We start from the raw sequence: 13,409 nt of genomic DNA, 5'->3' as shown, positions 1-13,409 counted from the left end.
TTATGAAGTTATTAAAAGATCGTATTCTTAAAGATGGGAAAAGCTTTGATGGAGGTATTCTCAAAGTAGATAGTTTTATTAATCATCAGATGGACCCCATATTGATGAAATCGATAGGTGTAGAGTTTGTCCGTAAATTCGGAAATTTACCTATAAATAAAATTATAACAATAGAGGCAAGTGGTATTGCTCCTGCTATTATGTTGGGCTATTTGCTTGAGTTACCTGTGGTCTTTGTTAAAAAGGCTGTGCCTAAAACGATGGTAAATATGGTTTCTACTATTGCTCATTCTTTTACTAAGGATCGAGATTACACTATTTGTGTAAGTAAAGACTTTCTAAACCCTAACGATAAGGTCGTTTTTGTCGATGATTTCCTAGCTAATGGTAATGCTGCTATAGGAATTTATAATCTTATAAAAGAAGCAGGTGCAGAACTGTATGGAATGGGATTTATTATCGAGAAAAGTTTTCAGGATGGAGGACGCCGTTTGCGTGAACTAGGTATTCATGTGGAATCGTTGGCTAAAATAAAAGAATTGGGAGATAATAAAATTATTTTTGAAGATTAATTATGGAAAAGACAATCTTCTTTACCCCCGATATTCTATCCAATGTTGAACTACCGATTGAGGAGGGGCAGCATTGTGTAAAAGTATTGCGCAAGAAAGAAGGTGACGAGATTTTATTGACCGATGGGAAGGGTTTCTTTTATGATGCTGAAATTATCCAAGCCAATCCTAAACATTGTGTTGTAAACATTTTAAATACAACAGAACAACCAAAAGGTTGGAACTTTAATCTGCAAATTGCTTTTGCTCCTACCAAAAATATAGATCGTATAGAATGGTTCGCCGAAAAGGCGACTGAAATAGGTGTAGATCGATTTACGCCTATTCTTTGCCAACATTCGGAACGTAAAGAAATAAAGTCTCAACGTATTGAAAAAATTCTTGTTTCGGCGATGAAGCAGTCTCAAAAGGCATTGCTACCTCAGTTGGATGAGATACAATCTTTTTCTAAATTGATAAAGCAGGATTTTGACGGACAAAAGTATATTGCTCATTGCCACCCTCAGCAAAAAGAGTTATTGAAGGATATCTATAAAAAAGGGGGTAATGTACTAATTCTTATTGGTCCCGAAGGTGACTTTTCTGAAGAAGAAGTCAAAGAGGCTATTGCGAATGGCTTTCGACCAATATCTTTAGGAGAGAGTCGTTTGCGTACCGAAACAGCCGCATTGGTTGCCTGTTACACGATACATATTTTGAATTGATAAACTAGAATTTATATTCTTCCAGTTTCCTGACTATTTTAATAGTTTCCATCGCTTCTTTTACGTCATGAACCCGTAAGATGTCAGCCCCATTTTGCAAGGCGAACGTATTAAGAACAGTAGTTCCATTCAAGCTATCTATTGGGCTTGTCCCAAGTAAATTAGCAATCATTTTTTTTCTCGATATACCTACTAATAGGGGTAATTCAAAAACAGAGAATCCTCGTAATGCTGCCATTAATTCATAATTCTGATCGATGGTTTTGCTAAACCCAAATCCTGGATCAATAATAATGTCATTGACACCCAATTGATGTAATTCTGCAACTTTCTTCGAAAAATAATAAAAGATATCTTGAACTAGGTTGTTGTAGTTTGTTAGATCTCTCATTGTCTGAGGAGTTCCTCGCATGTGCATCAAAATATAAGGAACATTCAACTTAGCTACCACTGGAAACATCATTTTATCTATCTCTCCTCCCGAAATATCATTGATGATGGCTACTCCTTGTTCCTCAACACAAAAACGAGCAACATCGCTATAGAATGTATCCACCGAAAGAATGGCGTCTGGGAATTCTCTGTTGATTATCGGTAATGCAAATTTTAAACGATCTATCTCTTCCTGAGCAGATAAGAGGGTTGAGTCCGGACGTGTAGATTGAGCCCCTATGTCTATTATAGTTCCGCCCTGAGATAGAATTTCCGATACTCTATCTATAATCTGTTGTTCTGTTTCTTTACGGCTTCCTATATAAAAAGAATCGGGTGTTACATTCAGTATTCCCATTACTATAGGGTGTGATAGATCGAGTAATTCACCTTTTATATTGATTGTTTTCATATATACTATTTGTTATTGGTTTTCCATTATTTTATAGTCTTCTCCTGAAATCAATAAAAACAAGAGTTTGCGAAATCAAAAAGGGTAAAGGTATCATCAACGAAAGTCCAAAATAAGGTTTTGGATAGATAAATGTCAAAATATAATATATGATAGCAGGATAAAAAAATGTGAGAAATGATAGAGGCCGATTATTTCTTATTGTTTTAAAGAGATTAAGGAATGATGTAAGAGACAGAAAGCAAAATGTAAAATTGAAGAGGAATATTACAACAGAAAGCCACGCATCCATTCCATTCATGAAAGAATTTGGAAGGAAGGCCGTAAAAAAAAGCAGCACGACAGACAATATGCAGGTAGAAAATAGTACTACCATAATCATATAATAAAATGTACTTGCTTTTAGCATGCTTTTTATGTATATATTTTTCCTAAAGCTCAATAATCCCTTCTTCTAATATTGTCAGCTTTTCTATTCCTTCTTCAGTCACTACATATGTATTTTCAATACCTACAGCACCTACTTCAGGAATTACGAATTTAGGCTCTAATGCAAATATAATATTCTTTTCGAGTAACTCTTTCGAACGAGGAGTAAGGACAGGAGGTTCATTTATTTCAAGGCCTAAACCATGCCCTACAAATTTAGCCTGTTGTTTTGTTCCCATGAAGTACGCTTCCAGATTGTTCTTTTTTACCAATTCCATCGCTATATTGTATAAATCTGCACAACTGAAACCCGGTTTGGCTATGTCCATGATATGATCATGAATGTCAATGGATACTTGGTGTGCGCGATAGGCTATATCGAGGGTTTTACCTACGGAAAACGTACGGGTCATATCAGTCATCCAAGGGGAATAGTTTCCAGCCATATCTATCATAATTGTCTGTCCCTTTTCCAGTTTCTGCCCTGATGCACCTAAAGGTAGTGTGGGACTTGTACCTGCTCCACCCAATGCATAATCGTAAGGAGAAGGAGTTTCGGCATTTTCTCCGGCAAGCAAGCTTCCCATATAAATATCCATGTTTTCGCCGTAGCTACGGAAGATACCCATAGAGCCATGCAGGCGCATTATCTTTTCTATTTCGATTTGCAGTTCTATATCTGCCATTCCTGTCCTGTACACCGATGGAATGAGTTTGTAGACTGCTTCATGTTTTCGGGCGCAAGCTTTTATTTGTTCCAATTCAAAGTCGGTTTTCACACTGCGAATTTTGCGCATAAGGATTGATGCATTGGCAGCACTAGAAACGTCGAATGCATTCAATAAACGGCTGCATTCGCCGAAAGAAATGACATCAGTTTCTAATAAAATAGTTTTGGGTAACGGTATATTTCTGTTTTGTAGTTCATCAGAAATTTGTTCCGGTTTACGAATATTAATGGTATTGTCTAATAAAAGATTCTCAGGGCGTTTGATAAAATGACATGGTGTGTCACCGACAGGCAGGTAATAATATCCGTTATAAATCATACCGGTCATATAAAATACATTTACGGGAGTAGTAAGTATACATGCCTCTATATTCATCGTCTGCATTGCTTTTTGTAACGAAGCTCGACGAATTTCCAAATCTTTTGTTAGTGCCTCTTTGTAATCCATGTTTTATCTCTGCTTATATAAGTCTTTTTCTATAATATAATCATATACTTCATCAGGTAGGAATGCTCTGACATCTTTTCCTTCAGAAATACTATCTCTGATAAATGTCGATGAAATCTCTATAATTGGTGATTCTAAAGCCTCTACTTTGTCTCTGAATTTATTTGGTATTGTGATGCGAGAGCCTAGTCGTGGGTATACTTTTAATTTGTAGTTTTCCAGAATTTTGTCATACTCTCTCCAACTTTCAAATACATTCCAATTGTCTGCACCGATAATAAGTGTAAAACAATACTCAGGATATTGTTTTCGTAGAGCATTTAATGTGTTTATTGTATAAGATGGTTTAGGCATCGAAAATTCAAAATCGCAAGCAATAATCTTCGGGTATTTGGTAAGAGCAAGTTCAGTCATTTCCATACGTATATGTTCGGACGAAAGCTCTTCTTCTGACTTTAGTGGGTTGTGAGGACTAACTAAGAACCATACCTCGTCTATGTCTGTAAATTCTACAATATAGTTTGCAAGGATGAGGTGTCCTATATGGATGGGATTGAAAGATCCCGAAAAGATGCCTATATTCATTTTGCGAGAAAATCTTTTACTACTTTCAAGGCTTTTGCCTTAGCCTCTTCCAAGTTGTCATTTTGAATAACGATATCAAATTGAGGTGCAAATGTCATTTCGTACTCTGCCTTTTCTATGCGGGATTCAATTATTTCAGGAGAGTCAGTCCCCCTCTTTTCCAGACGAGTACGAAGTTCATTGATAGAAGGTGGCTGTATGAAAACTGAAAGAGCATTGTCTCCATAGAATTTTTTTATATTACAACCCCCGATTACATCTACATCGAAGATGACATTGCCTCCATTATCGAGAATACGTTGTACTTCTGATTTTAAAGTGCCATAAAATTTATCTTTGTAAACTTCTTCATATTCGAGAAATTCATCATTTGCTATTTTATGCCTGAACTCATCGGGAGAATGAAAATAATATTCTATACCATGTTTCTCTGTGCCTCGAGGTTGACGGCTGGTCGCTGATATTGAAAATTGTAAGTTTAAGTTTTGAGATAACAGATAATTTACGATGGTCGATTTACCTGCTCCCGATGGAGCTGAAAATATGATTAGTTTACCCATTTTACCGAATATTCTTACAATACATTTAATACCTGCTCTTTGATTTGTTCCAACTCATCTTTCATGCGAACTACAATTTGTTGCATTTCGGCATGATTAGATTTGGACCCCATTGTGTTTATTTCACGTCCCATCTCTTGAGATATGAAGCCTAATTTTTTACCTTGTCCCGATCCTGACTTCATTGTTTCAAGGAAGTAGTTAAGATGATTGGTTAACCTTGACTTTTCCTCGTTGATATCGAGCTTCTCGATATAATATATCATCTCCTGTTCGAAACGGTTTTTGTCATAATCGAAGTCTTCTATTTTTTGAAGGGCCTCGGTAATCCGAACTTTTATCTTATCTACTCGCTCAGCTTCATAAGGTTCTATCTCATTAAGCAGGGATGCGATATTACTGATTTTTTCTTCAAACAGTTTTTGTAGCATAGCTCCTTCTTGCTTGCGAAAATCCAACAATTGCTTTACAGCATCATCGATAACCCTCGATACAGCATTCCATTCTTCTGCATCTACTTCTTGCGATTCATATTTTAATACGTCAGGCAAACGAAGCAAAGTCTGAAACCAGTCTGTTGGAGTTTCTATGCCTAATCGTTCGGCCGACTCTTTAATTTGTTTGTAATAGCCTTCCAGCAGATTTTGATTTATTTGATTAGGTGTTTCATTTCCTATATTTTCTACATATATAAGAAAATCTACTTTACCACGTTCTAATTTACGGGACAGCAAGTTGCGGACCCACATTTCATTCTCTTTGTATAGGTTGGGCATACGTACCGATAGGTCCAGTTGTTTGCTATTAAGAGACTTTATTTCTACTGTGACTTTTCTTTTGTCTAATTCGGTAGATGCTTTACCAAAGCCGGTCATTGATTGTATCATGCTGTACGTTTTAGTTTTAATTGCAAAAATAAACAAATATTATGCGCGATGACTAAAAAAAGCGAACTTTAAATAGGAAAACAGCGTTAATCATTAGTAATTCTTTATTTTTGTAAATAGTAAGAATCTAAAGATAAGTATATTTATGAGTACAAAACTATTTCTGCAATACCCTAAATGTAGTACATGTAAAAAAGCTGCTAAATGGCTTAAAGATAATTCTATATCTGTAGATAGCCGAGATATATCTGTAGATAATCCTACAAAAGAAGAATTGGCTGGATGGATAAAGCTTAGTGGACTGCCAATTTCTAAGTTTTTCAATACTTCCGGTAAGATTTATAAAGAACAGAATCTAAAAGAAAAAGTTAAATCGGCTTCTAACGAAGAACTGATTGAGATTCTTGTATCAAGCGGGATGGTTGTAAAGCGTCCGCTTATAGTTTCTGATAAATATGTATTAGTTGGATTTGACGAAGACGAATGGAGTGAACAACTGAAATAGGCCATTTTATATGGAGGAAAAAGAAGAAGTCATAAAAGATGCAACAGAGCAGATTCCCCCTAAAAAAAGTTTCATTAAGAAGCTTTTAAAGGTTTTCCTATATATAGTTCTCTCTATTATCGGAGTGAATGTGCTTTTGTATGTTTTACTTTCTATTCCTTTTATCCAGCAAAAGGTCGCCGATTTTGCCGTAGATCAATTAAAATCTACGATGAAAACAGAGGTTTCTATCGATGAAGTGCGGCTCAGTTTATTTAATCATGTGACTCTTAAAGGTATTTATATCGAAGATCAGGCGAGAGACACGCTACTGTATGCTAAATCTTTGGATGCCTCACTTAATCCATGGAAATTTATAAAAAATAGTACTATTGAAATAACAGGAATTGCTCTCGAAGATTTTTTGATAAATATAAATCAAAAAGATAGCATTAGCGACTTAAACTTTCAGTTCGTAATTGATGCCTTTTCCAGTAACGATACGACGAAAACTGACACAACAAAGAGTTCACTGCTTGTAGTTATTAATGACTTAAGTCTGGTTAGGGGACAATTGAATTATAATATCCTATCTGCTGCAAAAACTCCTAGTCTTTTTAATGCTTCGCATATTTCAGTATATGACTTTAATGCAAATCTTGATCTTAATTCAATAAATCCCGATAAGTTTGATATTGTGTTAAATAGCCTTTCGGCAAAAGAAAGATCCGGAGTCGAAATAAAAGACTTGAAAGGTAAGTTGTTCTCGGAAAAATCTCAGCTTTGGATAGAAGGGCTGTCTTTATATTTGCCTGACTCGCATCTTAAAACTAATAAGGTTCAATATAATCTATCAACAAATGATTTTGAGATAGAAACCGAAGATACGGAATTTTCTGCTAAGGATTTGGTCGCATTCCTACCAAATATGAAGTTTCTGAAAAATAGAATTTCTCTAAAAACTAAGATAAAAGGAATTTTACCTTCTGTTCAAATTGATACAATAAATCTGACTTATGGCGATGACTTCGTACTTAATGGAAAAGCAAGCTTGGCTAGTTTTAAAGAGTATGGTAATTCTGCTATTAACCTTTCTATAGATAAAGCTAAGGCTTCGACCTCTGCTATCACTGATTTTGCACGATTAGGAGACTCCACGTTCATTGTTCCGGATATATTAAAAAATATGGGGGATGTATATTTGAAGGGAAGGCTTACTGGGCAATTGGATAAATTCAGACTAGATGCGGAGGCTTGGTGTAAACAAGGATTACTATCCCTTTTGGCGACGGGGGCCGTTGATACAACATTTTCAAATTTTAATGTTGTTGCCGGATTGAAAACACAGAATTTCGGCTTGGGGAAACTATTGGGTGGAGATACAGGTTTGGGTAGCTTGACTGCACGTCTTAATTTAAAAGCTAAACAGAGTAATAAAGAGTCTCTTTCTGCACAGGTAATTGGAAACATAGATGCACTTCAGTATCAGCAAGAAGCCATTGTTAATGTTCCTGTCGAAGGTTTTTACAATGTGGATAAGATGGGGTTGACAGCTGTTGCCGATTGGTCGATTGGGAAGATATTAGTTAAAGCAGATATGTCGCAGGCAAAGGTTCCTGACATAAATGTACAACTAAGAGTTGATTCTCTACATTTAGACCGTTTCTATAAAAATAAAGATTGGGTAAATCCTCGCTTAACGTTAGCCCTCAATGGGAGCATTCATGGTTTGGATATCGATAATATTACAGGGAAAGTCGTTGTTGATAGTCTTGATTTTCATGATGAAAATTTCTCATTCAAACCAGGTAAGTTTATCTTAGAATCAGGGATTGATACAGATAAAAGTAAGTATATAACATTAATATCTTCACTCCTTACAGCAAAGATTGCGGGGCAATACTCTTTTACTACTTTCAGTGATGAGTTTACTAATCTGATGAATGGATATTTACCCGATGTATTTCAGATGAGAAAACGCACGAAAAAAGAACAGAACAATTTCACATTTGCTATAACGGCAAATAATACGGAAGAGTTGGGGCAAATATTTGTTTTGCCTATCGATATTATTAGTCCTGCGACAATAAATGGTCGTATAAATACAATAGATAAACAACTCTCGATAAAGGGAAATATACCCCATGTGCGTTTTGGCGACTTTGACATTAACAATACTGTCATTGATGTTGCGAATCTTGATTCGGCGTTTAATATGTCTGCAGCAAGCAGAGTTACTATGGATAAAGGGAGTTACAGATTGGCTACGAATATTAATGGCGAAAAGAATGTTATTTATTCATTTATAAGCATCAATAGCGACAGTACTGAGGTAAATATTAAAGGAGATATTGAAGCATTAGCCCAATTCAGTAGAAATGAAAAAAACGAATTAGTTTCTTCACTAAAGATAACACCTTCGGATATAATGATAGATAGGCTTGCCTTAAACCTGTTACCTGCCGATATACTTAACGAAGGGCAACGGACGGAGATACATAATCTGGGGCTAGGTTTGAATAAGAAGCCGTATTTTAATTTGGATGGCGTTATTTCACGAGAAGAAACTGATAGTTTAAAACTTAACTTTAGCCATGCTGAGATAGGGGAATTATTGGAGGCTTTTGATGTGAAGAACGTACGGGGGTGTATTCATGGTGATGTATTATTGACAAAAATATTAGACCAACCGGAACTCTATACTCGTGAATTTGAGATTGCAGATATAGTTATATTTGGAGATACACTTGGAACGATGAGTTTAGATAGTGAGTGGAGTGATGATTACGGTGGAGTAACAATGGCTGCGTCTCTAGCTCATAAGGATCAGGTATATGCCGAACTAGATGGAACGGTCTACACAAATCAGGACTCCTTAGATTTACAATTGCGGATGGAAAAAATGCCTTTAGGCTGGACTCAGCCATTTGTTTCATCTATGATAAATAAAGTTTCGGGAACGATCAGTTCTAATCTGATGGTAGAAGGAAGTAGTAAAGCTCCCCTTGTGCGAGGTTTTCTTGGTTTTAATGATACTAAAATAGGGGTGGATTATACGAATGTAGTATATACAATCTCGGATACAATACGGGTTAGTCCTGATAAAATTGGCTTTGAAAATCTTACACTCAAGGATGATTATGGTAATACAGCCAATGTAAATGCAACAGTGACGCATAAGAACTTCAATCAAATGAAGTACCTTTTGAACATGCGGATGAACAAATTGATGGTTCTGAATACGGAACATCGCACCGATAGTCTATTCTATGGGAGGGTGTTTGCCTCAGGTACAGTAAGGATTGATGGTGATGACAATGGTATAAATATGAATATGCAGGTAAAAAATGATAAGAATTCTACATTGAATATTCTTTTACCTCAACGTTCGGAAGCTACGGATTACAAGAGTGTAGTATATATAAATGTGCCCGAAGAAAGATTGAAGAATTCGTTGAAAGATATTGCCAAGAAAGTGAACGATGAGCCTCTGCCAATGAAGCTAAATGTGAAATTAGATGTAACTCCTGACCTCAAAATAGGAGTTGTTATAGATCCGGTTACAGGTGATGCAATGGAAGCTAGAGGAAGTGGAGTTATAAACTTCAGCTATGATATGCAAAATGAAAATATGTCTACTTTTGGAGACTATACTCTGACTGAAGGAATCGTTAAGTTTAATCTGCAAAATATAAAAAAGCTCGATTTTAGTATTCGTAACGGAAGTAAGTTATATTTTATTGGTGATCCTTTGGATACGAAATTTGATATTACGGCTTTCCGCCGTGTGAGGCCCGATATTAAGACTTTGGATGCAAGCCTGTCAACAGGAGAAGGTTCTACAAAAGTATTAGTAGATTGTTTACTTGGGATAAAAGGTAATATGGATAAAATGGATATTACTTACGATATTAGTCTTGTGGATGCTCCTGATGATGTACGGGCAAGGGTGAATAGCCTTATCAATACCGAAGATGTAAAAATAAGACAGTTTGCATACCTGGTAGCTATGGGAGCTTTCTATCCAAGTTCTAGTAGTAGTGGAGCCAATTTTGGTAGTGGATTATGGACTGGCGTGGCTTCAGGGGCTATTTCGGGAGTTTTGACTTCTTTGATGGGAAATATGCTCGGTGATAAATGGCAGATAGGGGCTAATGTAGAATCGAATGATGGTACTCTTTCTGATATGGATATGAGTGTAAATGTTTCACGTAAGTTTTTAGATGACAGATTGACTTTTAAAACGAATGTAGGATATCATAACGATCAGCATGCATCTGCTAATGGTAGTACATTTATTGGCGATTTTGATTTGGAGTATCAGCTAAACTCAATGTGGACATTAAAAGCATATAGCCATACTAACGAACAATATTATCGTACAGCTTTGTATACTCAGGGGATTGGTATTGTCTATAGTAAAGAAGCTGCTACACTAAAACGTTTGTTCCAATCCTTTAAGCCAAGACGGTTTAGGGCCAATCAGCAACTTCAGTCCGAGACACCGCAAAATGGTGAGAATAATAAACCTCTACAGCAACCATCCGACTCTACTCAGACAGTGGTAAACAAACAGCCTGTGATAAATGAAGAAAAGAAAGGAAAATAATAATGATTAGCTATAACTAATTAATGTAATAATATATCTCTGAGCTTTTTTCTTTTCTCTGGGGTTAATTTCAACTCATTGAGCATATAATCGTCTACAGAACCACTTTTCTCTCTGATACATGATATTCCGTATTTCAGATAAGTGAGATCAGTTTTTGTAAGCATAGTTAGAGCCTCTTGGCGCGATTCAGACAAGCTATCGGCATCTTTTATTAGTTTTGTTCTGTCAATGCCTATTCCGGAGATCATATAGTCGTCTTCTATTACATCGAGGGGTACATCCAATGCACGTAAAAGGAAATAGGTTGCTAAGCCGGTCTGATCTTTACCCAAATAACAATGAAAAACAATTGGGTAATTTTTCTCGTCACACAAGTAATCAAAAAAACTAGCATATTCTTTTGCGAAGTTATTTACCATGTCTTTATAGGTATCCTGAGTATATATAATTGCATCTCCGCGTAGGAATTTGCCATCTAGCACCTTTTGAGAAATAGAACTATAGCCTTTCATCGATATTGGGATACGTATATTGTTCTTGCAATTGTATCTATCTAGTCTTTTCCTTTTTACATCTTCGGATCTTAGATCAATTATTGTTTTTATGCCGAGATTGTCTATTTCTGTACTGTCATGGGGAGTCATGCGGGAGAAACTACCCGATCGGAATAATCTACCCCAGCGAATATTGCGGTTGTCATTGGTTGTATAGCCACCTATATCTCTGAAATTTTGTATACTGTCCAGCTCGAAAAAACGATTAGTTATAATGTCAGACATTGCCCCGGCAACCTTAATACGAAAATATTTTCGTTTCCCGGAAGTCTTTGATGAATTATCAATCATAGCAATATAGTCATTCGAATTTACGGTCATGTTAGGTATTGATGGGAATAGGCTATCATTGTCCGATATAAATATTTCAACAGGAACATTATCAATTTCAGGATATATTTCCCATCTCAGAATATAATTTCCATTCCTATCCATCTCACATAATGCAGTAATGGAAGGTTTCGAAGAGCAGTTGTATAAGGTCGTTAAACCTACTATATAGACTAGTAATTTAAGTTTCATTTTTAAATCTAACATCTAATTGTTTTAATTGCCGTTATAACAAAGATACATTAGTCATATGTTGTTTTCAATAGAATATGAGCTTTTTGCAAAGATTTACCTTTTTTTCACACTTAGCGCTTTTAACTGTATAATAGAAAATATATCAACTAAATCCGTATATTTGCTATGTTTTAGGTTATAGAGGATATACAGAAGAAAATCATTTGGAATAGAAGTTATTGTTAATAAATGGATAAGGCTATTCAAAGAGCCCAAATAATTCGGGAAAAATATACGAAAAGAGCATCTCTCAGCCTGGAGGCAGAGGGGAACTGGTCTTTATATGCCGGAAGTTCCGTTAGCAATATAAATCATTCTACGGCTATTCTTACAGGGAATGGGAGTGGGCTTTTCCCTCTAAATGTAAGTACTTCCATCCGTCTCTATTTTGAATTGGTATGTGGTGATGAGAAATTAATCTTCTCCGAAAAGCATCTGCCAATGGCCGGAGGTTATAATTTTCGTGATTTAGGAGGATTAAAAACCCAAGAGGGGAGAACGGTTAAGTGGGGTAAGCTTTTTAGGGCAGATGAGTTGTCAAACCTTACCGAAGAAGATGTCAAATATTTATCCAGTATACCTATAACGTCAGTTATCGATTTTAGGGCTCAGAATGAGGCTCGGCGCTCTCCCGACAAATTGCCTTCGACAGTTCATTTTACATACCCGATTGCCATCACTCCGGGGAATCTTAGTAACGAAGGAATACAAGCAAATTTGTTGAAGACAAATATCGATTCTCATATGAAACATATGAATCGTTTGTTGGTGAGTGATCCTGCCTGTGTGAGAGCCTTCCGCATATTTTTTGCCATTGTACAAAATAATCTGAGTGCACCTTTAATATTTCACTGCTCGGCCGGAAAAGATAGGGCAGGCATGGCAACAGCATTAGTGTTATTCGCTTTAGGTGTAGATGAGGCAACAGTGATGGAAGATTATCTGATGTCTAAAATATATCTTAGTGATAAATATGACGCTTTTATAGCCAGGTATCCTCGTGCCGAATCTATTTTTACTGTAAAACGAATGTTTTTACAAGCTGGGATCAATCAGATAAAAAGAGATCATGGTACAATTCTTAATTTTCTTACAAAAGAGCTCAAGGTGGATATTGTGAGGATGAGAAGGTTGTATTTGGATAAATGATTCTTCACAATTCGTACTTATTATTGGCATAGCCAATCCCTTTTTCTTTTTGAGTTAAGGTTTGATAATAATCATTTTCTTCTTAAACAAAATCAATCTTGTTCTTGTTAGGAAATAACAGCCTTAATAAATCTATATATTATATATGGCTTTGTTATAGATTAAATCAATATTGATATATAAAGGTTCAATTGTCTAAATTTGTTATTCGCAACAATAATTATTATATTTGTCTATATAGAATAAATCAAAATAAATAAATTTTATAATTATGAGTACATCTACAT

12 protein-coding genes are annotated in these 13,409 nt (G+C 35.8%); 6 read left to right on the top strand and 6 right to left on the bottom strand.

The window, feature by feature from the left end:
* Positions 1-2 precede the first annotated feature (2 nt).
* A complete protein-coding gene (xpt, locus tag JGH11_RS09610; protein WP_201111368.1) occupies positions 3-572 on the top strand; it encodes a xanthine phosphoribosyltransferase in 570 nt (189 codons plus the stop codon).
* Positions 573-574: 2 nt separating this feature from the next.
* Positions 575-1,276, top strand: a complete 702-nt coding sequence (locus tag JGH11_RS09605; protein ID WP_201111367.1) for a 16S rRNA (uracil(1498)-N(3))-methyltransferase — start codon at positions 575-577, stop codon at positions 1,274-1,276.
* Positions 1,277-1,280: 4 nt separating this feature from the next.
* Here the strand turns inward: JGH11_RS09605 and folP are convergent, their stop codons facing one another.
* Entirely contained in the window at positions 1,281-2,120 is an 840-nt protein-coding gene (gene folP, locus JGH11_RS09600; RefSeq protein ID WP_201111366.1) for a dihydropteroate synthase, read from the bottom strand.
* Positions 2,121-2,290: 170 nt separating this feature from the next.
* Between folP and JGH11_RS09595 the strand changes: the two genes are divergently transcribed.
* Entirely contained in the window at positions 2,291-2,506 is a 216-nt protein-coding gene (locus JGH11_RS09595) for a hypothetical protein (protein WP_201111365.1), read from the top strand.
* 45 nt (positions 2,507-2,551) lie between these two features.
* Here JGH11_RS09595 and JGH11_RS09590 read toward each other — a convergent pair whose 3' ends face one another.
* The 4 genes from JGH11_RS09590 to JGH11_RS09575 are packed head-to-tail and all read right to left on the bottom strand — an operon-like array spanning position 2,552 to position 5,759.
* Positions 2,552-3,727 (bottom strand): Xaa-Pro peptidase family protein, encoded by a 1,176-nt coding sequence (locus JGH11_RS09590; RefSeq protein ID WP_201111364.1) that lies wholly within the window; start codon positions 3,725-3,727, stop codon positions 2,552-2,554.
* Positions 3,728-3,730: 3 nt separating this feature from the next.
* Positions 3,731-4,312, bottom strand: coding sequence for a nicotinate (nicotinamide) nucleotide adenylyltransferase (gene nadD / locus JGH11_RS09585; RefSeq protein WP_201111363.1), 582 nt, complete (start codon positions 4,310-4,312; stop codon positions 3,731-3,733).
* Entirely contained in the window at positions 4,309-4,872 is a 564-nt protein-coding gene (gene gmk / locus JGH11_RS09580) for a guanylate kinase (RefSeq protein WP_201111362.1), read from the bottom strand. The genes nadD and gmk overlap by 4 nt, the downstream gene beginning before the upstream one ends.
* Positions 4,873-4,886: 14 nt before the next feature.
* A complete protein-coding gene (locus JGH11_RS09575; protein ID WP_201111361.1) occupies positions 4,887-5,759 on the bottom strand; it encodes a YicC/YloC family endoribonuclease in 873 nt (290 codons plus the stop codon).
* Positions 5,760-5,904: 145 nt separating this feature from the next.
* Here JGH11_RS09575 and JGH11_RS09570 point away from each other — a divergent pair, with 145 nt between their 5' ends.
* Together JGH11_RS09570 and JGH11_RS09565 are read left to right on the top strand one after the other, a co-directional pair.
* Positions 5,905-6,264, top strand: coding sequence for an arsenate reductase family protein (locus tag JGH11_RS09570; protein ID WP_201111360.1), 360 nt, complete (start codon positions 5,905-5,907; stop codon positions 6,262-6,264).
* A gap of 10 nt (positions 6,265-6,274) precedes the next feature.
* Positions 6,275-10,852 carry a translocation/assembly module TamB domain-containing protein gene (locus tag JGH11_RS09565; protein ID WP_201111359.1) on the top strand — a complete coding sequence of 1,526 codons (4,578 nt, stop codon included), beginning with the start codon at positions 6,275-6,277 and terminating at the stop codon, positions 10,850-10,852.
* Between the two features lie 20 nt (positions 10,853-10,872).
* Here JGH11_RS09565 and JGH11_RS09560 read toward each other — a convergent pair whose 3' ends face one another.
* Entirely contained in the window at positions 10,873-11,931 is a 1,059-nt protein-coding gene (locus JGH11_RS09560) for a tyrosine-protein phosphatase (RefSeq protein WP_201111358.1), read from the bottom strand.
* 231 nt (positions 11,932-12,162) lie between these two features.
* Here JGH11_RS09560 and JGH11_RS09555 point away from each other — a divergent pair, with 231 nt between their 5' ends.
* Positions 12,163-13,122, top strand: coding sequence for a tyrosine-protein phosphatase (locus JGH11_RS09555; RefSeq protein ID WP_201111357.1), 960 nt, complete (start codon positions 12,163-12,165; stop codon positions 13,120-13,122).
* Positions 13,123-13,409 lie beyond the last annotated feature (287 nt).

Origin of the sequence: Dysgonomonas sp. Marseille-P4677 (assembly GCF_016652235.1) — a bacterium.
In the GTDB taxonomy this organism is placed as follows: Bacteria; Bacteroidota; Bacteroidia; order Bacteroidales; family Dysgonomonadaceae; genus Dysgonomonas.
This window is presented reverse-complemented; position numbering and strand designations above follow the sequence as displayed.

Coding starts and splice junctions, on each gene's coding strand:
- xpt (WP_201111368.1), top strand. CDS start 3: ATGAAGTTATTAAAAGATCGTATTCTTAAAGATGGGAAAAGCTTTGAT.
- JGH11_RS09605 (WP_201111367.1), top strand. CDS start 575: ATGGAAAAGACAATCTTCTTTACCCCCGATATTCTATCCAATGTTGAA.
- folP (WP_201111366.1), bottom strand. CDS start 2,120: ATGAAAACAATCAATATAAAAGGTGAATTACTCGATCTATCACACCCT.
- JGH11_RS09590 (WP_201111364.1), bottom strand. CDS start 3,727: ATGGATTACAAAGAGGCACTAACAAAAGATTTGGAAATTCGTCGAGCT.
- nadD (WP_201111363.1), bottom strand. CDS start 4,312: ATGAATATAGGCATCTTTTCGGGATCTTTCAATCCCATCCATATAGGA.
- gmk (WP_201111362.1), bottom strand. CDS start 4,872: ATGGGTAAACTAATCATATTTTCAGCTCCATCGGGAGCAGGTAAATCG.
- JGH11_RS09575 (WP_201111361.1), bottom strand. CDS start 5,759: ATGATACAATCAATGACCGGCTTTGGTAAAGCATCTACCGAATTAGAC.
- JGH11_RS09570 (WP_201111360.1), top strand. CDS start 5,905: ATGAGTACAAAACTATTTCTGCAATACCCTAAATGTAGTACATGTAAA.
- JGH11_RS09565 (WP_201111359.1), top strand. CDS start 6,275: ATGGAGGAAAAAGAAGAAGTCATAAAAGATGCAACAGAGCAGATTCCC.
- JGH11_RS09560 (WP_201111358.1), bottom strand. CDS start 11,931: ATGAAACTTAAATTACTAGTCTATATAGTAGGTTTAACGACCTTATAC.
- JGH11_RS09555 (WP_201111357.1), top strand. CDS start 12,163: ATGGATAAGGCTATTCAAAGAGCCCAAATAATTCGGGAAAAATATACG.